Source organism: Aeromonas sp. A35_P (assembly GCF_002259925.1).
In the GTDB taxonomy this organism is placed as follows: Bacteria; Pseudomonadota; Gammaproteobacteria; order Enterobacterales; family Aeromonadaceae; genus Aeromonas; species Aeromonas dhakensis.
Genome location: NZ_NEVB01000257.1, coordinates 1 through 18,433, shown reverse-complemented (window position 1 = coordinate 18,433; position 18,433 = coordinate 1). Strand labels below are relative to the sequence as shown.

The 18,433-nt window shown below is 62.8% G+C and carries 15 protein-coding genes, 1 tRNA gene and 1 pseudogene; 10 read left to right on the top strand and 7 right to left on the bottom strand.

Going from position 1 to position 18,433, the window contains the following annotated elements:
• Window positions 1-249: 249 nt before the first annotated feature.
• Window positions 250-789, bottom strand: a complete 540-nt coding sequence (locus tag CAK78_RS21720; protein ID WP_094698664.1) for an isochorismatase family protein — start codon at window positions 787-789, stop codon at window positions 250-252.
• A gap of 236 nt (window positions 790-1,025) precedes the next feature.
• On the opposite strand from CAK78_RS21720, the gene CAK78_RS21715 reads away from it, so the two are divergent.
• Window positions 1,026-1,856, top strand: a complete 831-nt coding sequence (locus tag CAK78_RS21715) for a MetQ/NlpA family ABC transporter substrate-binding protein (protein WP_042008942.1) — start codon at window positions 1,026-1,028, stop codon at window positions 1,854-1,856.
• A 70-nt stretch (window positions 1,857-1,926) separates the two neighbouring features.
• Here the strand turns inward: CAK78_RS21715 and CAK78_RS21710 are convergent, their stop codons facing one another.
• Window positions 1,927-2,673 (bottom strand): phosphatase PAP2 family protein, encoded by a 747-nt coding sequence (locus CAK78_RS21710; protein ID WP_094698663.1) that lies wholly within the window; start codon window positions 2,671-2,673, stop codon window positions 1,927-1,929.
• A 316-nt stretch (window positions 2,674-2,989) separates the two neighbouring features.
• On the opposite strand from CAK78_RS21710, the gene CAK78_RS21705 reads away from it, so the two are divergent.
• From CAK78_RS21705 to dedD, 7 genes are all read left to right on the top strand, one after another.
• Window positions 2,990-4,120: a 4-phosphoerythronate dehydrogenase gene (locus CAK78_RS21705; RefSeq protein WP_094698662.1), complete on the top strand. Its 1,131-nt coding sequence runs from the start codon at window positions 2,990-2,992 to the stop codon at window positions 4,118-4,120.
• 142 nt (window positions 4,121-4,262) lie between these two features.
• Window positions 4,263-5,279: an aspartate-semialdehyde dehydrogenase gene (locus CAK78_RS21700; protein ID WP_094698661.1), complete on the top strand. Its 1,017-nt coding sequence runs from the start codon at window positions 4,263-4,265 to the stop codon at window positions 5,277-5,279.
• Window positions 5,280-5,551: 272 nt separating this feature from the next.
• Entirely contained in the window at window positions 5,552-7,747 is a 2,196-nt protein-coding gene (locus tag CAK78_RS21695) for a FimV/HubP family polar landmark protein (RefSeq protein WP_094698660.1), read from the top strand.
• A 166-nt stretch (window positions 7,748-7,913) separates the two neighbouring features.
• Window positions 7,914-8,723 (top strand): tRNA pseudouridine(38-40) synthase TruA, encoded by an 810-nt coding sequence (gene truA / locus CAK78_RS21690; RefSeq protein WP_094698659.1) that lies wholly within the window; start codon window positions 7,914-7,916, stop codon window positions 8,721-8,723.
• A gap of 119 nt (window positions 8,724-8,842) precedes the next feature.
• The gene (gene accD / locus CAK78_RS21685; protein WP_005302503.1) at window positions 8,843-9,706 is read left to right on the top strand and encodes an acetyl-CoA carboxylase, carboxyltransferase subunit beta; all 864 of its coding nucleotides are present in this window, start codon (window positions 8,843-8,845) and stop codon (window positions 9,704-9,706) included.
• A gap of 2 nt (window positions 9,707-9,708) precedes the next feature.
• The gene (folC, locus tag CAK78_RS21680; RefSeq protein WP_176452886.1) at window positions 9,709-10,968 is read left to right on the top strand and encodes a bifunctional tetrahydrofolate synthase/dihydrofolate synthase; all 1,260 of its coding nucleotides are present in this window, start codon (window positions 9,709-9,711) and stop codon (window positions 10,966-10,968) included.
• Window positions 10,969-11,042: 74 nt separating this feature from the next.
• Window positions 11,043-11,843 (top strand): cell division protein DedD, encoded by an 801-nt coding sequence (gene dedD, locus CAK78_RS21675; RefSeq protein ID WP_094698658.1) that lies wholly within the window; start codon window positions 11,043-11,045, stop codon window positions 11,841-11,843.
• A gap of 57 nt (window positions 11,844-11,900) precedes the next feature.
• On the opposite strand, the gene CAK78_RS21670 is transcribed toward dedD, so the two are convergent.
• From CAK78_RS21670 to CAK78_RS21660, 3 genes are all read right to left on the bottom strand, one after another.
• Window positions 11,901-12,245, bottom strand: a complete 345-nt coding sequence (locus CAK78_RS21670; RefSeq protein WP_094698657.1) for a TusE/DsrC/DsvC family sulfur relay protein — start codon at window positions 12,243-12,245, stop codon at window positions 11,901-11,903.
• A 20-nt stretch (window positions 12,246-12,265) separates the two neighbouring features.
• Window positions 12,266-14,419: a YccS family putative transporter gene (gene yccS, locus CAK78_RS21665; RefSeq protein WP_094698656.1), complete on the bottom strand. Its 2,154-nt coding sequence runs from the start codon at window positions 14,417-14,419 to the stop codon at window positions 12,266-12,268.
• 163 nt (window positions 14,420-14,582) lie between these two features.
• The gene (locus tag CAK78_RS21660; RefSeq protein ID WP_010633601.1) at window positions 14,583-15,239 is read right to left on the bottom strand and encodes a Bax inhibitor-1/YccA family protein; all 657 of its coding nucleotides are present in this window, start codon (window positions 15,237-15,239) and stop codon (window positions 14,583-14,585) included.
• Window positions 15,240-15,423: 184 nt separating this feature from the next.
• Here CAK78_RS21660 and CAK78_RS21655 point away from each other — a divergent pair.
• Window positions 15,424-15,511, top strand: a tRNA-Ser gene (locus CAK78_RS21655).
• 69 nt (window positions 15,512-15,580) lie between these two features.
• Here the strand turns inward: CAK78_RS21655 and CAK78_RS23420 are convergent.
• Window positions 15,581-16,811: pseudogene (locus tag CAK78_RS23420) on the bottom strand (MFS transporter).
• A gap of 121 nt (window positions 16,812-16,932) precedes the next feature.
• Complete coding sequence (locus CAK78_RS21645) at window positions 16,933-17,712, bottom strand: COG4705 family protein (RefSeq protein ID WP_094698655.1); 780 nt, start codon at window positions 17,710-17,712, stop codon at window positions 16,933-16,935.
• A gap of 389 nt (window positions 17,713-18,101) precedes the next feature.
• Here CAK78_RS21645 and CAK78_RS21640 point away from each other — a divergent pair.
• A partial coding sequence (locus CAK78_RS21640; protein WP_141214217.1) for a phosphoethanolamine transferase domain-containing protein occupies window positions 18,102-18,433 on the top strand: 332 nt, incomplete at its 3' end.

Genomic DNA, 18,433 nt, shown 5'->3' with positions numbered 1-18,433 from the left:
CAATCAATTAGTAACCATTTGTTAACTTCTGACGGGCCGTTGCCGGTGTGAGAGAGCCGGGCGGAGCTGCGCAGGATGGGGGGAATCTTCGCGCTGGCGGGAGCGCCGCTGAGATGAAAACAGGGGGCACTGCAGGCAAGCCACCCGGTGCCAATGGCGCCGTGTGGTCTGGAGGAACTGGCCGATAGGAGAGGCTATTTGATCAGCGGCAGCAATATGGTACGAAACGCCGGATGGCTGGCAGGAGGGCTATTTGATCAACGCCAGAATGGATCGAAACGCCGGATGGCGACAATCGCCCAGCAGCTCGTAGAGGCACATCTCCACCGAGGTGAGTTCGGCCCCGTGCGCCGCCAGCTTGTGGATGGCGAGCTCCCGGTTGGCGGTGCTGCGCGATGACACCGCATCCACCACCAGCGACACCTGGCTGCCCGCCTCCAGCAATCCCAACACCGTCTGGTAGACGCAGATATGGGCCTCGATGCCGCACACCAGCCAGTGGCTGACGCCCTGGCGGGCGAGGGCATCGGCCAGTACCGGTTCCCCCAGCGCGCCGAAGCTGTGCTTGGCCAGCACCAGATCGCCTGCCTGCATCAACTGCAGCTCGGGCACGGTGGCCCCGAGCTTGTCCGGGTTTTGCTCCAGCCAGACAACCGGCAGGCCCAGCAGTCTGGCCCCCGCTACCAGTCTGGCGGTGTTGGCGATGAGGGCGTCGCTCCCCTCGACCAGACGGGCCAGTTTGCCCTGAATATCGACGACCAGCAGGCCGGTGTTCGTGGTGGTCAGCATGATGGGCTCCTTGCTAGGGAATGAAATGGGTAGCCGATGGTGTTCAGCCGCATTGAGCCCTTATATCAAAGGCCGTGATTTTTTATAAATAAGCTTGCCCGGTTTTGTTGCTTGGCGAAGAGAAACGGCTCTGTTATGGTGTACTCAATTAGCCGTTTGGATGGCTGGATGGTTGCTGTGATTCAAACATGACTTAGCCATCGCGCCAGCCGTTGAGATCTTTACAGGGAGTTTTTATGCAGCGTCGTTCCTTCTTTGCCCTTTCCGCCCTGGCCCTGCTGGCCGGTACTCTGCCATTGGCGGCGCTGGCTGCCGATCCGGCCAAACAGGCGATCGTCATCGGCACTACTGTGGGGGATTTTGCCGACATGGTGACCGACTCCATCAAGCCCCAGCTCGAAGCCAAGGGCTACCAGGTCAAACTGGTGGAGTTCACCGACTATGTGACCCCCAATATCGCGCTGGCCGACGGCTCGCTCGATGTGAACTGCTTCCAGCACAAGCCCTATCTGGAGAGCTTTGCCAAGGATCGGGGGCTGTCGCTCGCCCCCATCACCCAGGTGCCGACCGGCCCCATGGGGCTCTATGCCGGCAAGCTGGGAGATCTGAAGGCGGTGCAGGAGGGGAGCACGGTGGCCATACCGAACGACCCCACCAATCAGGCGCGGGCGCTGCTGATGCTGCAGGATCTGGGCTGGCTGACCCTCAAGGAGGGGATCAACCCGCTCAAGGCGAGCGAGTTCGACGTGGTGCAAAACCCGCACAACCTCAAGCTGGTGCTGCTGGAGGCGGCCCAGCTGCCCCGCTCGCGCGAAGACGTAGACTTCTCGGTCATCAACGGCAACTTTGCCGCCTCAAGCGGCATTCCTTTCAGTTCCGGGTTGTTCCTTGAGCGCAGCTACGACTTCATCAACTGGGTGGTGGTAAAAAGTGCCGATGCGGACAAGCCCTTCGCCAAAGATGTGGCAGAGGCCTACAACTCGGCCGCCTTCAAGGCCTATGCCGCCAAGCGCTTCGTCGGCTACAAGTACCCGCAGGGGTGGCAGGGCGCGAGCGCCAGCAACTGAGCCACCACGGCAGAGAGCAGAGAACAACAACGGGCACCCGCAGGTGCCCGTTTCTTGTATCGTGCGGATATCAGTAACGGCGCAGCCACCAGCGCACCGCGAACAGCGCGGTGAGGCTGCCGAGCAGGGCGCTCGCCAGTACATCCAGTGGCCAGTGCATGCCGATCAGCATGCGCGACAGGCCGACACCTATGGCCCACAGCGGCAGCAACCAGGCGCCGGCGGGGGCGCGCGCCAGCCAGATCAGGCCGAAGAACTGGGCCAGGCTCATAGCGGCGATGCTGTGGCCGGAGGGGAAGGCGTAGTTCACCTCCGCCTGCCAGTGGTTGGCGAGCCACTCGGGCAGCGCCAGCAGCTGGCTGGCGGCATGGACCTGTTCGCTGCGCACCTCTACCTTGCCGGCGTAGAACTGCTGGATGGCAGGGATCAGGTTCTGGCTCTCAAGCCAGAGCAGGTAGGGGCGGGGCTCCTCGGTCAGATGCTTGATCAGGCTCTTGATGAGCCAGTCGCCGGCCAGCACGGCAAACAGGGCGGCGCCGAGGGCCAGCAGCGCCGGCAGGCTCAGCGTCAGCTTGTGTCGGGTCAGCAGCAGCAGGGCCAGGATGCTGACGCCGATGCCGGGCACATCCACCATGCGGGTGAGGGCGTAGGGCCACCAGAGCCAGTTTGAGTGCAGGGCCTGGCTCATGAACGGTTGCCAGGGCAGGCAGGCCAGCAGGAGCAGTGGCAGGATCAGGGCGGCACTGAAACAAAGTACCTGGCGGCGCGGCAGAGAAGAGGCGTGAGTCGGCATAACGAGGCTCGGCAAGGTGCCCATTCCTGGGCAGAAAAAAAAGAGGCGTCATTGTGCCAGCCCAACCCGGTCGGTCAAGTCGTGCCCCGCTCCCTGTAACACGGGGTTACAAATGAGTGTGGTGATGGTTTGATTGTTGACCAAGGCCTGCTGATGACGGGGGCGGTCAGCAGATATTGCCCGGGCAGGGCGCTTCATCGGGCGCAGATGAGGCAACAGCGCACCCACCCCGGCAGAAAGTCGCGGCGACGGCCGCGTATGGGTGAATAAGCATCTGAAACTTCGGTCTGTTTGGGCTAGAATGGCGCGCTTGTGGCCGCTAGCGAAGTGAGAGAGCCCGATGAAGATCGTCGTTGATGAAAATATGCCCCACGCCCGTGAGTTGTTTGCCGAGTTTGGCGAGGTCATCCCGCTGCCCGGCAGGCAGATGCAGGCGGCGGATCTGCAAGAGGCCGACGTGCTGCTGGTGCGCTCCGTCACCCGGGTGGACGCAGCCCTCTTGGCCAGCTGCCCGCGACTGAGCTTCGTCGGCACCGCCACCATAGGCACCGATCACGTGGACAAGGCGCTGTTGACCGAGCGAGGCATTCCCTTCTTCAGTGCCCCCGGCTGCAACAAATATTCGGTCGGCGACTATGTACTCTCCGCCCTGCTGGTGCTGGCCGAGCGCCATGAGCTCAACTTGAGCGAGATGAGCCTCGCGGTCATCGGCGCCGGCAATACCGGCGAGTGCGTGGCAGGCAAGGCCGAGGCCCTCGGCATGCGGGTGCTGCGCTGCGATCCGCCCCGGGCCCGCGCCGCCGAGGCCAACGAGGCGGCGCAGTTTGTCGATTACCAGCAGGCCCTTGAGGCCGACATCGTCAGCTTCCACGTTCCCATTACCCGTCAAGGGCCGGATGCCACCTTCCATCTGCTGGATGCAGCGCAGATTGCCGCCCGCCCGGCCAGGCAGATCCTCATCAACGCTTCCCGCGGTGAGGTGTGGGACAACCAGGCCTTGCTGGCGCGCCAGCAGAGCCAGGCGCCGCTGCGGCTGGTGATGGATGTGTGGGAAGGGGAGCCGGAGCCGCTGCAGGCCCTGGTGCCCCATACCGAGCTGGCGACCCCGCACATTGCGGGTTACAGCCTGGAAGGCAAGGCGCGCGGCACCTGGATGCTCTATGAGGCGCTCTGCCGCCAGCTGGGGCGCACGCCGCGCCAGGATCTGCAGAGTCTGCTGCCCATCCCCGAGGTGCGCGAGGTGACGCCGGGCCAGCCGGCGGATCAGGCATTGATCAAGCAACTGGTCCACCTTATTTATGACGTGCGCCGTGATGACGCCCGTTTTCGCAATCGGCTCGGTGTGGCGGGCAGCTTCGACGAGCAGCGCAAAGATTATCCTGAGCGGCGCGAGCTCTCGGCCCTGCAGCTGAAGGGGCCGTTTGCGAGCGATACCCTGGCCCGGCTCGGGTTTGTCTGCCAGCCCGGCTGAGCGCTCTACATACTTGAAGGGGGGGGGGCCTTGTCCCGCCCATACCCGGTCTGGCCCGACGCCAGACCCGCTATCAGGCAGGTCCGCCTGCCAGCGGTGATGCCAGCGCGCGTCACCGGCACCATCATAGGAGAGAACAGCAGTGAGTCAGCAATTCAACGTAGCGGTATTGGGCGCCAGCGGCGCCGTGGGCGAGGCGATGATCGAGATCCTGGAAGAGCGTGCCTTCCCGGTGGCCACCCTCTATCCGCTGGCCTCCAGCCGCAGCGCCGGCGACACGGTGCGTTTTGCCGGCAAGAATGTCGAGATCCTGGACGTGGAGGAGTTTGACTGGAGCCTGGTGCAGATCGCCCTCTTCTCCGCCGGGGCCGAGGTCTCTGCCAAGTGGGCGCCGATTGCCGCCGAGCACGGCTGCATCGTCATCGACAACACCTCCTGCTTCCGTTACGACGAAGATATCCCGCTGGTCATTCCGGAAGTGAACCCGGATGCCCTGGCCGATTTTCGCAACCGCAACATCATCGCCAACCCCAACTGTTCTACCATCCAGATGCTGGTGGCGCTCAAACCGCTGCACGATGAAGTGGGTATCTCCCGCATCAACGTGGCGACCTATCAGTCCGTCTCCGGCTCAGGCAAGGAGGGGGTGAGCGAGCTGGCCGGCCAGACCGCCCACCTGCTCAACGGTCGTCCGGTGGAGCCCAGCCTCTACCCGCAGCAGATCGCCTTCAACCTGATCCCGCAGATCGACAGCTTCACCGACAACGGCTACACCCGGGAAGAGATGAAGATGGTGTGGGAGACCCAGAAGATCCTGGGGGATGCCAGCATCGCCGTGAACCCCACCTGCGTGCGGGTGCCGGTGTTCTACGGCCATGCCGAGGCGGTTCACGTCGAGCTGCACCAGCCGCTTGACGCCGAGCAGGTGAAGGAGCTGCTGCGCAATGCGCCGGGCGTCACCCTGTTTGACGACGAGCATGACTATCCGACCCCGGTGCGCGATGCAACCGGCAAGGACGAGGTACAGGTGGGCCGGGTTCGCCAGGATATTTCTCACCCCTGCGGTATAAATATGTGGATCGTGGCCGATAACGTTCGTAAGGGCGCCGCGACCAACAGCGTACAGATTGCCGAACTGCTGGTGCGTGATTACCTCTGATCGGCAGTCCATGGGTCTGGCGGGGAGGGATGCCCGCCAGAGATGGCACCGCCGAGCGCGAGACAGATGTGACCGGGGGCGCACAGTGCGACTTCTGGAATGTTTCGCGATATCAACTGATTAAGTTTTTTCCTACACTCAGGGGCAAGTTGGGTGCTAAATGTGTCGGACTGCTGGCTTGCAACCTGAGCCTGATTTATATTGAACCGACTGTTTTGGGGTAACTATCCAGATTTTTCAATGTGATAGGGCCGTCATACGAAGGAACGAATATGGGACATTCCCGCATAACATTGGCAACGCTACTCGCATTGGGTCTGCTGGGCATGGCCCAGGCCGAAGACTCGACGCGGGAGCCCTTTTTTGTTGAGCTCAAAGGCCCGGACGAACCGGCTCCGCCCGCCGTCAATTCTCAGCCGCTGGCACAACCCGTCGCCACTCCCAGTGCCACGCCCCAGTCCAGCCGAGCGACGGCCCAGCCCATCGTGCGGCAGGTCGCGAGCAATGCCGGCAGTTATGGTCCCATTCGTCCCACCGACACCCTCTGGAGCCTGGCGAGCAAGTACCGTCCCTCCAACAGTGTCAGCGTCTACCAGACCATGGTGGCGATCTACGAGAAAAACCCCCGCAGTTTCGCCGACGGCAACATCAACCACATTCTGGTGGGCTCGCGCATCCTGCTGCCCACCGCCGCCGAGGCCAGCGTCATCACAGATGCCGAGGCCCGCGCCAAATTCCGCAGTGACAACGCCAGCTGGAAAGGGCTGAGCCCGAAATATCTGGCGAGCAAACATACCCAGCCGGCCAAACCGGTGGCCACCAAGCCGGCCCAGCCCAAGGCGACCCCCACCAAGGCAGCCGAGCCGGCCAAGCCCGAGGTTGCCAAGGTAGCGCCCGCCAAGGCGGCACCCATTCCGGCTCCGGCACCCAAGGTGGAGGCACCCCAGCTGGCCACCGAGGTCAAGGAGGTCGCCAAGGCCCCCGAGCCGGTCGCGAGCCAGGCTGCGGCAACCAGTGCCGCCACCGCAAGTGCACCGGCCCCGCTGCCGGCCGACCTCGACAAGCCGGTCGGCAAGCCCTCCACCGAGATGGCGCTGGCGCTGGAAGATGCCAATGCCCAGCTCGGTCAGGTCACCGAGATGAACCACAGGCTCAAGCTGCGACTGCAGTCGCTGACCGAAGAGGTGGAGACCCTCAAGGCCCAGCTGCAGGATCAGACCGCCCTGCAAAAAGAGATTGCCGAGCTCAAGGCCAAGCCGGTTCCGCCGGCGGCGCCGGCTCCCGAGCCCAAGCAGAACTGGCTGATGGACCTGCTCTCCTCGCCGCTCAACCTCGCCATGATCATTCTGTTGCCGGTGCTGCTGGTGCTGGCGCTGGTGACCCTGTGGCTGCGGGCCCGGGCTCGCCGTGAGCTGGAAGAGCAGGAGAAGAGCCTGTCCGAATCCACCGCCATGGTGATGGATCAGGAGAGCAGCGAGTTTGACGAGCTGATGACGGTCGGCATCGCCGACGAGGAGCCGGTACGGCCTACACCGGATCTCAACACGCCCGATGGCTACATGGCGGTGGAAGAGCCTGCCGCGCCGGCCGATCTGGTGTTCAGCGACGATGGCGAGATGGACCTGGCCAGCTTCGATGCCGAGCCGGCTCCGGCTGCCAAGGCGGCCGTTCGTGACCCGGATCTGGTGCCCGATCTGGATCTGGCCCATGACGATCCCATCACCCTCGATACCGAGCCGGATCTCGATCTTGCCAGCGAGTTCAATCCCAAGCCAAAGGCCGACAACGAGGTCATGAGCGAAGAGGAGCTGCAGGCTGCCCTGTTCGCCGAGCTGGATGCGGATCTGGAGGCCGACCTGACGCTGGATGGCGCCGATGACGGCCAGCCGGACGCCGAAGCGGCGGTGAGCGATGAGGATCTCGCCTCCTTCGACCTGAGCGACTTCGAGACCGCCTTTGCCGAGCCGGGGGCCGACCAGGCTGCCGCTGCCGGCGCCGACGAGATGCTGGCTGAGCTGGGGCTGGAGCCCGAGCCGGTCAAAGGCAAAAAAGAGGCCGAAGCGGATTGGGATCCCAACGAAATGGCCCTCTCCGATTTTGAGGATGCCTTCGCCGAAGTGGAGCCCCATCAGGGCGAGGTCAAGCCACGCGAGCAGGCCCAGGAGAGCGGTTATGTCGAGATCGACAAGCTGCTGGCCGAGGCCGATGCCACCACCACGGAGCAGGAACCCTATCAGGGCTTTTCGCTGGATGTGGGGCTGGATGGTTTCCCCGAGGTGCTGCCGGAGTCCACCGGATTTGACGTGGATGCCGACGATGGCGGAGTGGGGGCCAAGCTGGATCTGGCGCGCGCCTACCTCGAGATCGACGACAAGGAGAGCGCCCGCGAGCTGCTGCAGGAGGCGGCGGAGCAGGGCACCGAGCATCAGCGGGCCGAGGCCGAGAAGCTGCTCAAACGCCTTGGCTAGGTAGCCACAGCACCATGATGACAGCAGGGGCAGCCGACGGGCTGCCCCTTCTATTTTTGGCGCCAGGTCTGGCCTGGGTGCTGCGATTTGGGATTTTTGAGGCGAGATGGGTATAATCCGCCCCGTTTCTTTCACCGCATCCTTTCATCAGAAGACAAGTTTATCCATGCGAATTGCCCTAGGTATTGAATACGACGGCAGCCGGTATTTCGGCTGGCAGCGTCAGCGCGAAGTGATCAGCGTACAGGAGGAGCTGGAGAAGGCCCTCAGCCGGATCGCCAATCACCCCGTCTCCATCCAGTGTGCAGGACGCACCGATGCCGGCGTCCACGCCACCGGCCAGGTCATCCACTTCGATACCGATGCGAACCGTGCAGAAGGGGCCTGGACCCTGGGGCTCAACTCCAACCTGCCGCCCGACATCGCGGTGCGCTGGGTCAAGCAGGTGGACGAGGGGTTCCACGCCCGCTTCAGCGCCACCGCCCGTCGCTACCGCTATGTCATCTACAACCACAACTACCGGCCGGCCATCCTCGGCAGCGGCGTCAGCCACTACCATGAAGCGATCGACGCGACGCTGATGCACCAGGCAGGCCAGTGCCTGCTGGGTGAGCAGGACTTCAGCTCGTTTCGGGCCGTCGGCTGCCAGTCCAAGACCCCGTGGCGCAATGTGACCCACCTGTGCGTCAGCCGCGAGGGCCCCTATATCGTGCTGGATATCCGGGCCAATGCCTTCCTACACCACATGGTGCGCAACATCACTGGTTCCCTGTTGCTGGTGGGGCAGGGGCTCAAACCGGTGGAGTGGGTGGCCGAGGTGCTGGCGGCCCGGGATCGCAACCTGGCGGGCCCCACCGCCAAGGCGGGGGGACTCTATCTGGTGGACGTGGATTACCCGCTGGAACTGGGCTTGCCGCGGGTGCCGCTCGGTCCGTTGTGGCTGCCGGACTCGGCACCGGGTACGACCAGTTTTTAGTAACTGGGCCCGAAAATTTGTGGTTTAATGATCCGTCATTTATTGCCATCGAGCTATTAAGTCATTGAACAATCTAGGCTCGATGCGTTTTGTCAGGCACAAAAGCATTAAGGAATTCCATGAGCTGGCTTGAGAAGATCCTTCCCAAGAGCAAGATCACTGCCCCGCGTCGCCACAACATTCCGGAAGGGGTGTGGACCAAGTGCAGTGCTTGTGAACAGGTGCTCTACCGGGCAGAGTTGGAGCGCAATCTCGAAGTGTGCCCCAAGTGTGATCATCATATGCGCATCAGCGCCCGTGCCCGCCTCGAGAGCTTTCTCGACGAGCAGGGCCGCACCGAAGTCGGTGCCGAGCTGGAGCCGCAGGATGTACTGAAATTCAAGGATTCCAAGCGCTACAAGGATCGTTTGTCAGCCGCCCAGAAGGATACGGGCGAGAAAGATGCGCTGGTGGTGATGAAGGGGACCCTCAAGGGGGTGCCGGTCGTCGCCTGTTCGTTCGAGTTCTCCTTCATCGGTGGCTCCATGTCCTCCGTGGTGGGCGCCCGCTTCGTGCGCGCCGTCGAGGAGAGCATCAAGGAAGGGCGCGGTCTGGTCTGTTTCTCCACCTCGGGTGGTGCCCGCATGCAGGAGGCGCTGTTCTCCCTGATGCAGATGGCCAAGACCAGTGCGGCGCTGGACCGACTCTCCAAAGCCGGCCTGCCCTACATCTCGGTGCTGACCGACCCTACCATGGGTGGCGTCTCCGCCAGTCTGGCCATGCTGGGTGACATCAACGTGGGTGAGCCCAAGGCGCTGATCGGCTTTGCCGGTCCCCGCGTCATCGAGCAGACCGTGCGCGAAAAGCTGCCGGAAGGCTTCCAGCGCTCCGAGTTCCTGCTGGAGAAGGGCGCCATCGATCTCATCATCGACCGCCGCGACATGCGCAACCGTCTGGCCAGCCTGCTCGCCAAAATGCTGAATACTCACGTCATCGAAGAGTGAAGATGAGTTCCAACATGCAACAATCCCAAAGCCGGTCGCTGGTCGACTGGCTTTCTTATTTGGAGCAGATCCACCCGGTCAACATCGACATGGGACTGGATCGGGTCGGTGCCGTCGCCCGCCGCATGGGTCTTACCCAACTGCCGTTCAAGGTGATCACGGTGGCGGGCACCAACGGCAAGGGCTCCAGCTGCGCCATGGCGGCCAGCATTCTGATGGCTGCCGGTTACAAGGTCGGCGTCTACTCCTCTCCCCATCTGCTGCGCTTCACCGAACGGGTGCGGATCAACGGGGCCGAGCTGGCCGACCGCGATCACTGCACCGCCTTTGCCGAGGTGGAAGCGGCCCGCGGCGAGATTGCTCTCACCTTCTTCGAATTCGCCACCCTGGCCGGTTTGTGGCTGTTTCGCCGCGCTGCGCCGGATGTGCTGCTGCTGGAAGTGGGGCTGGGTGGCCGGCTCGATGCCACCAATGTGGTGGAGTCCGATGTGGCCATGATCACCTCCATTGCGCTCGATCACTGCGATTGGCTGGGGGATACCCGCGAGGCGGTGGCGGTGGAGAAGGCGGGCGTATATCGCGCCGGCAACCCCGCCATCAGCGGTGAGCCCAACCCGCCCGTCACCATCGCCAGCGAGGCGGCGCGCCTCGGTGCCTCCTTGCGCCAGGTCGGCCGTGACTTCCACGGGGATGAGCACGACGACAGTTGGGACTACCACGGCCTGCACCACTGGCTGGGACTGCCCAAGCCGGCCCTGCCGCTGATGAACGCGGTCACCGTGCTGGCGGCGCTGGAGTCCCTCGGTCTGCCGTTGCCGGAGTCCGCCATCCGTGACGGGTTGGCCAACGCCAGGCTGGCTGGCCGGATGCAACAGTTGCAAAGCGCGCCGCTGGTCATCGTCGATGTGGCCCACAACCCCCATTCGGCGGCCTATCTGGCTGCCCAGCTGCGCAAGCTGCCTTGCACCGGCGTGCGCAGCGCCGTGGTCGGCATGCTCAAGGACAAGGACATGGCGGGTTCGCTTGCCGAGCTAGATGGCCTCATCGGCGAGTGGTATCTGGCGAGCCTGAGCGGCCCGCGGGCGGCGAGCGCGGCCCAGTTGGCGGCGGCCCTTGGCAGCGAGCGGGGGCCGGCGACCCCCTTTGACGACGTGGGGCAGGCCTATGCTGCCGCGTTGGCCGCATCGAGTCCTGATGATATGGTCATTGTGTTTGGTTCGTTTTACACTGTCGCCGACATTCTGGCGGGTGTCGCCGTCTAGGCCACACCCCGGCTCCCCGGCCCTTTGGCGGGGAGCCAGATCGCATATTGAGTTACGTAAAGGTAGGATTCAACTTGGCCTCTAAGTTTCAAAACCGTCTGGTGGGGACCGTCATCCTGGTGGCCCTGGTAGTCATTTTTCTGCCGGATCTGATGGACGGCCACAAGCTGGAGCAGAAGGAAGAGGCGTTTGCCAAGATCCCGCTGCGCCCCGAGCTGGAACCCGCCAAGCCCGCCTTGCAGGTATCGGCCGCCAGCACACTGCCGGCGGAGCATCTGGCCAGCCAGCAGCAGGCGTCGGCTGCCGAGCAGTGGCAGGTGGAAGAGGTGCCCGAGCCGGTCACCCTGGGGGCCAAGCAGGGCCAGCCGCAGGTGCAGCAGCCGGCCGCCAAGCCGGTGACCCAGCCCGTTACACCGCCTGCGGTCAAGCCCCAACCCAAGCCCGAAGTGATCGCCAAGAAACCGGTGGAGCAACCCAAGCCCAAGGTGGTGCCGCCCAAGCCGGTAGAGGTGCAAAAACTGGTGGAGAGCAAGCCGCAGGCGGGCCAGATCAGGTCGATGGACGATCTCATCGCCAGCAAGATGGGGCAAGCGACCACGACCGTAGCCCCGGCGCCTGCAGCTACTGCACCGGCCCAGGGCAGCTGGATCCTGCAGCTCGGCGCCTTCAAGAATGTCGACAGCGTCAACGCGCTGGTGGGCAAGCTGCGGGCGGCGGGTTACTCGGCGCACACCTCGCCGCGCACGCCGGTGCAGGGTCAGCTCAACAGGGTCTTCATCGGACCGGATATCTCCAAGACCAAGCTGCAGGGCATGCAGAGCCGCATCGGCCAGATGACCGGCCTAAGTGGTTCCGTGGTGGCTTACAACCCTTAAGAGGGACCACAAGATAAAAAAATACCGCGCTTCATTCTGGATGGGCGCGGTATTTTTTTAGATGCATTTCACCGGTTTGGGCAGGCCGCCAATCTTGGTGGCCTGCTTGGCCGGGCCTTCCGGGAACAGCTTGTAGAGGTAGCGGCTGTTGCCCTTCTCGGGGCCGTACTGCTTCTCCATTGCCTTGACCAGGGCGCGAATGGCGGGGGAGGTGTTGAACTCCAGATAGAAGGCGCGCACGAAGCGCACCACTTCCCAGTGCGGCTCCTCCAGCACTATGCCTTCCTGCTCGGCCAGTACCAGTGCCAGCGCCTCGCTCCAGTCGTTGCAGTTGAGCAGATAACCCTTGGCATCGGTTTCGATGAGTTGGCCGTTGAATTCCAGCTGGTGGTGCTCGGACATGGTGGGCTCCTTGTGGCCTGTCAGGATTGGGCGGGCATGGTAGCGCCTTGTTCCCGGGTGAGCAACCGGCTCTCGTTGGCCAGGGCGAGCAATTCGTCCGCCAGCTGGCTGATGAGGTTGAGCTGCTGGGTCAGCATCAGTTGCTCCTCGCTGCTGTCCGGGGTGATGACAGGGCACTGCCCCTCGATCTGCTCCGGCATCTCTCCCGCCAGATGGCCGGCAGCCCGCTCCAGGGTGTGGCTCAGGTGGCGGCTGATCTCGTCCAGCTCGCCGATGGCCTCCAGCTTGTCGCGATGGGCGCCCAGCGCCGAGATGTAGGAGAGCAGGGCATGGTTGCGCCAGGTGAGGGTAAAGCAGAGGTCGAGGAAACGGCGGCGCTTTTGCGGCTCCACCAGCATGCTCTGCCAGGCCATGGCCAGCTCGCTGTCCGCTAGATGGGCGCTCTTGCGCGCCACCCGGTAGTCGAGTGACTCATCCCGCTGCTGCTGCAGGCTGGCGAGCACTGCCGAGAGGTAACGGGCGTTGGCCGACAGCGAATTGGCGATCAGGGTCGGCAGCCGTTTGTACTGCCAGTCCGGCCAGAGCCAGGCCACCAGGGCGTAGGAGAGCAGGCAGCCGAGCAGGGTATCGAGCATGCGCGGCCCCAGAATGGCGAAGCCGATGCCGTCCAGCAGGTTGAACGCCATCAACACGTAAAGGGTGATGAAGCAGACCGCGGCGCTGTAGTTGCTGCGCACCTGGGTGAAAAACAGGAAGGCGGCCAGCCCCATCACCACCAGCTGCACGTGCAGCTCGGGGAAGAGCCAGAGCACCGGGATCCCCACCAGCAGGCCGGCGAAGGTGCCGAGCATCCGCTGCACCAGCCGGCGGCGGGTGGCGCTGTAGCTGGGTTGGCAGACGAATAGCACGGTCAGCAGGATCCAGTAGCCCTTGTCCAGCTGGAAGGCCTGCAGGATACCGTAGCCCACCACCAACCCGAGCGACAGCCGTAGGGCATGGCGAAACACCATGGAGTTGGGGGTGAGATGCTGCTTGAGCTGGGTCAGCAGCGGCAGGCGGGCGGGCCTGGCCAGGGGCGGCAGGCTCTGCGGGGCCTGCTCGGGGTTTTGCAGCTCCTCGGCGCTTTGCAGCAGCTGGTTGATGCTGGCCAGGTTGCGGCGCAGAAACTTCATCGGCGTCAGCAGGGTTTTCGGATAGTGCTGCTTGAGGTGAGTGAACTCCAGCTGATCGCCGAGGGCCTCCAGCGTCCAGTGGATGCGCTTGTTGTGGGCATAGGGCTTGTGCACCAGGATGGCGTAGCCGAGCCGCTGGCACGCCTCTGAGAGCTGCAGGAACACCTCCTGGAAGCCATCCAGCACGATGCCCTGCTTGAGCTCGGCTTCCAGCTTGCTGTAGGGGTAGTGGCTGGAGGTGGCCCGCTCGTGGATCTCCAGCGCCAGCAGGTAGAGGCGCAGCAGGCTGGCCAGCTCGGGAGAGGCCCGATGACGGGTGCTGAGACGGGCGTTAAGGGCCGACTTGGTGAGCGTCAGGGCATTGACCAGGTTGATGTTGAGCTGGGCCAGGTTGTGGCGAATGGCCTGGGCGCCGTGCTCGTCGGCCGGAAAGAAGCGGGATTTTTCCAGCAGATAGCGGGAGAGGGCAAAGTAACTCTGGGCCAGCTGCTCGTGCAGGGTCTTGTAGGGCAGCAGCCAGAGCCAGATCAGCGACACCAGGCCATACCAGAGTGCCCCGGCACCCAGCGCCAACGGCTGATAGAAGAGATCCGGCGCCTTGGCGGCCCCCAGCATGGTGTATATGGCGATGAGCAGGGAGCCAAAGCTGATGGTGGCGTAACGCTGACCGAGCGCTCCCACCATCACGAAGATGAAGGTGGAGCCCGCGAGCCCGATGGCAAACAGCCAGGGGGTGGGGAAGAGGTACTGCACGCAGAGGGAGGCGAACAGGAAGCAGAGCAGGGTCATGGCGAGGTTCTTGACCCGGCCCCACAGACTGTCGTCGGTCTCGGCGATGGCGCCAGCCACCACCCCGAGGGAGAGCAGCACGGTGAGCTGGATGTCACCGGTCACCAGGGTGAAGGCAAGCAGCCCCATGATGGCCAGCAACACCTTGAGGGCGAAATAGATATGACTGTCAGTCAGCAGCCGGCGCAGCAGGCCAGAGAAATCCGTGGGCATGGGAGAGCGCAACCCTTGAGCGAAACGAAAGCGAGAGCATAACCGGTCAACAACGAAACGGCCCTGATTTGGATCAGGGCCACTTCGCTTCATATCCTTGATTTGCAACTTATCCTGACAGAAACAGGCGCCAATAAAAACCCCGCCGAAGCGGGGTGTTTGATTAGTTGCGGTTGCCGCCAAGCAGGCTCAGCAGACTCAGGAAGATGTTGTAGATGGAGACATACAGGGTGACGGTGGCAGAGATGTAGTTGGTCTCGCCGCCGCGCACGATCTGCTGGGTAGTCAGCAGGATGGCGCCGGAGGAGAACAGCATGAACATGGCGGACAGGGCCAGGCTCAGGGCGCTCATCTGCAGGAAGATGTTGGCGATCATGGCCACCAGCAGCACCCAGAAACCGACGAACAGCATGCCGCCGATGAAGGAGAGGTCACGCTTGGTGGTCAGGGCATAGGCCGACAGACCGAAGAAGGTGAGCGCGGTGCCGCCGAGCGCGGTCATCACGATCTCGCCACCGCCATTGTTCATGTACATGTTGATGATGGGGCCCAGGCTATAGCCCAGCAGACCGGTCAGGGCGAAGGTGAACACCAGCCCCATGCCGTTGTCGCGATTCTTCTCGGTCAGGAACATCAGACCGTAGACGCCGATGAGGAAGATGGCCCAGTGCAGGGGCGGCATGTTCATCACGGTGGCAACCCCGGCCACCACGGCAGAGAAGCCAAGAGTGAGGGAGAGCAGCATGTAGGTGTTGCGCAGTACCTTGTTGGTATCGCGCGCGGCACTCTGGGTGCCGGTATAGATAGAACGGGTATCCATCTTGGGTGTCCTCTTGATTTCCGGGGTGAGGCGGCAACGCCGCCTCGTTAACGCATTGTATGCACTGAATGTCGGGATGACGAGCGCTGATTTCAAGCCCCACCCCAGCCTGTAGCCCCCTACTATCCCAAATCAAATATGTATTGCATATGAACAAGGGGCTGACGTAGTATGCACGCCGTTCGGAGGGGTGGCAGAGCGGCTGAATGCACCGGTCTTGAAAACCGGCGATGGGCGACCATCCGTGGGTTCAAATCCCACCTCCTCCGCCATTTTCAGAAAAGCCCCGGCAACCTGGTTGCCGGGGCTTTTTGCTGTCTGTTGCAAGCGGGATGCGCTGCTCATGGCTGGCTGCCGGGGGCGGGCTGCTTGTACCTGCCGAGCACCAGCAGGGTGAGCAGGCAGCAGGCGGCGCCGGCGTAGAAGGTGCAGGCGGCGCCAAGAGTGTCCCACAGCAGCCCGGCCAGCAGGCTGGCCAGCAACATGGCGAGGCCGCAGACCAGATTGAAGAAGCCGAACGCGCTGCCGCGCAGTTCGGCGGGCGCACTGGCGGCCACCATGGCGGCCAGCAGCCCCTGGGTCAATCCCAGATGAATGCCCCACAACATCACCCCCAGTAGCAAAGCCCCCCAGTAGCAAAGCCCCCCAGTGGGTGCTGGCCGCCAGCACCAGATCGGCGGCCACCAGCACCAGCAACCCCCAGACCAGCAGGGTTCGGTGACTCATTTGATCCGAGAGGCGCCCGAACGGATAGGCGCTGAGGGCATAAACCAGGTTCATCGCCACCATGACCAGCGGCACCAGCGCGAGCGCCACGCCGCTTTGCTGGGCACGCAGAACCAGAAAGGCTTCGCTGAAACGGGCCAGGGTAAACAGGGCACCGATGAGCACCACCCAGCGATAGGGGCGGCCAAGGCGCTGCAAATTGTCGCGCCGCAAGGGATTGCTGCGGGCGTGGTGGCCAGCCGCTTTGGGTTCACGCAGACCGATGGCGAGCAGGGTGACCGAGGCCAGTCCAGGCACCACCGCCAGCCAGAAGATGGCGCGAAAGTCATCGTGCCAGAGCAGCATCAACCCCACCGCCAGCAGCGGCCCCAGCAGGGCGCCGACCGTGTCGAGGGACTGGCGCAGGCCGAAGGCGGCACCGCGCAGCTTAGGCGGGGTGAGGTCGGCCACCAGCGCATCGCGAGGGGCGCCACGGATGCCCTTGCCAACTCTGTCCAGCAGGCGGGCGGTCAGGATCAGCCCGCTGCCGGTGGCGATGGCAAACAGCGGCTTTGTCAGCGCCCCCAGTCCGTAGCCCAGCAACGCCAACCCCTTGCGGCGCCCCAGATAGTCGCTCAAGGTGCCGGAGAAGACCTTGACCATCAGGGCGGTGGCCTCCGCCATCCCTTCGATGAGGCCGATGGTGAGGGCACTGCTGCCAAGCACGGTCACCATGAAGAGGGGCAGCAGGCTGTGGATCATTTCAGAAGAGATGTCCATCAGCAGGCTGACAAACCCCAGCACCCAGACGCCCCCCGGGATCCGGCCGGCGGGTTGGGGAGCGGGGGGATGGTTGGTCGTGGTCATGGGGGGCTCCTGCCTCGTATCGATTCACCCAGAGCATAGCCAGCCCGGCCGCCACAAGGCTGCCGGGCTGGCTGGTCATGTCTGCAAGCGTGACCACAGACGGTTGCCTGCGGCCACTGCATCATTGCTCGATGTCGAGTTCGGCCCGAACCGGTTGCCGGTTGCGCAGGGTCGAGATGAGCACCAGGGTGGCGATGGCGGCCAGCAGGGCAAAGGAGGCGGAGTAACGGCTCAGTTCAAGCCCGCCCTTGCTGAGCGGCTTGTCCAGAAAATCCCCCACCACGGCGCCAAGGGGTCTGGTCAGGATGAAGGCGGCCCAGAACAGTAGGGTGCGCGATACCCGGGTCAGGTAGTAGGCGGCAACGATGGCGACCAGCATGCCGCCAAACAGCAGGGTGCTGCCCGCATAGCCAAAGCCGGCCTCGTCAGCGGTCCAGTCGCCCAGTGCGGTGCCCAGGGTCTGGGAGAACATGATGGTCACCCAGTAGAACAGCTCGGTGCGCGGCGTGGTGATGCTGCTGGTGGAGATGCTGCCCTGCAGCCGATACCAGAGCAGGAAGGAACCCATCAGCAAGGCCAGCAGCAGGGTGGATCCGCCGGCATAGCCCAGTCCGAGCGAGCGATCGGCAAAATCCGCCAGGGTGGTGCCGACCGTGGTGGTGGCGATGATGGTGGTCCAGTAAAGGAGGGGGTTGTAGGAGGTCGTTGCGATCTGCGCGCTGACCGAGACGAAGAAAAGCACGGCAAAGATACCTGTGCTCACCAGATAACCGAGCTCCATCGACATGGAAACGGCGTCCCCCCCTGTCTCCCCCAGGGTGGTCGCCAGGATCTTGATGACCCAGAACGCCAGGGTGATCTCTGGCACCTTGCTGATCGCTGCCTTGCTGTTGTCGTGCATGTTAACCCTCTCTCGTATCTGTCGTATGACGAGGACTCGTCAGGAGACAGCGTCGCCGAGCAGTCTTAAGCGAAACTTAAGAGCGGGAGAGGGACCTGAAAAATGGTGGTAACAACGTGCCGATAGGAGGGGGTTGTCATTCAATATGACAGCGTGCCGGTTTTTTGAGCGATCACATAACACTGAGGACTTAATTCTTCCTTAAGTTTTGCCGGTTAGGCTGTCGGTTTGCTGATGATTGTTGATATACATCACATTATTGAGCATCTCTGAAAATATCGTATTTGGTGTTTTCAACTCACTGTTATTATCCGGCGCCAAATATCGGCGTGTCGACTTCCGAGCGGGTATTTCAAAGTGTAGTAAAGAAGTGTGACAGGGAGATATACATGCCTTCTTTTCTTAGAATAAGAATTGTTCCATTTGTGTTTTTGCTGGCTTTCATCTTTGCCTTCTTGCTGAACTGGCCAGTATTGCTGCATTTTTATGAAATATTGACGCAGCTTGAACATTTTAAAGTCGGGTTTGCCATCTCTATTCCCATCGTGCTGGTTGCGGCATTGAATTTCGTCTTCATGCCATTCTCTGTACGTTATTTCATCAAGCCTTTCTTTGCCTTTCTGTTTATCACGGGTGCCATTGCCAGCTACACCATGATGAAATACAAGGTGTTGTTTGATGGCGACATGATCCAGAACATCTTTGAGACCAACCAGAGCGA

Excerpts from the sequence above, each read along its gene's own strand:
- CAK78_RS21720 (WP_094698664.1), bottom strand. The coding sequence starts at position 789 with ATGCTGACCACCACGAACACCGGCCTGCTGGTCGTCGATATTCAGGGC.
- CAK78_RS21715 (WP_042008942.1), top strand. The coding sequence starts at position 1,026 with ATGCAGCGTCGTTCCTTCTTTGCCCTTTCCGCCCTGGCCCTGCTGGCC.
- CAK78_RS21710 (WP_094698663.1), bottom strand. The coding sequence starts at position 2,673 with ATGGGCACCTTGCCGAGCCTCGTTATGCCGACTCACGCCTCTTCTCTG.
- CAK78_RS21705 (WP_094698662.1), top strand. The coding sequence starts at position 2,990 with ATGAAGATCGTCGTTGATGAAAATATGCCCCACGCCCGTGAGTTGTTT.
- CAK78_RS21695 (WP_094698660.1), top strand. The coding sequence starts at position 5,552 with ATGGGACATTCCCGCATAACATTGGCAACGCTACTCGCATTGGGTCTG.
- truA (WP_094698659.1), top strand. The coding sequence starts at position 7,914 with ATGCGAATTGCCCTAGGTATTGAATACGACGGCAGCCGGTATTTCGGC.
- accD (WP_005302503.1), top strand. The coding sequence starts at position 8,843 with ATGAGCTGGCTTGAGAAGATCCTTCCCAAGAGCAAGATCACTGCCCCG.
- folC (WP_176452886.1), top strand. The coding sequence starts at position 9,709 with ATGAGTTCCAACATGCAACAATCCCAAAGCCGGTCGCTGGTCGACTGG.
- CAK78_RS21670 (WP_094698657.1), bottom strand. The coding sequence starts at position 12,245 with ATGTCCGAGCACCACCAGCTGGAATTCAACGGCCAACTCATCGAAACC.
- yccS (WP_094698656.1), bottom strand. The coding sequence starts at position 14,419 with ATGCCCACGGATTTCTCTGGCCTGCTGCGCCGGCTGCTGACTGACAGT.
- CAK78_RS21660 (WP_010633601.1), bottom strand. The coding sequence starts at position 15,239 with ATGGATACCCGTTCTATCTATACCGGCACCCAGAGTGCCGCGCGCGAT.
- CAK78_RS21645 (WP_094698655.1), bottom strand. The coding sequence starts at position 17,712 with ATGCACGACAACAGCAAGGCAGCGATCAGCAAGGTGCCAGAGATCACC.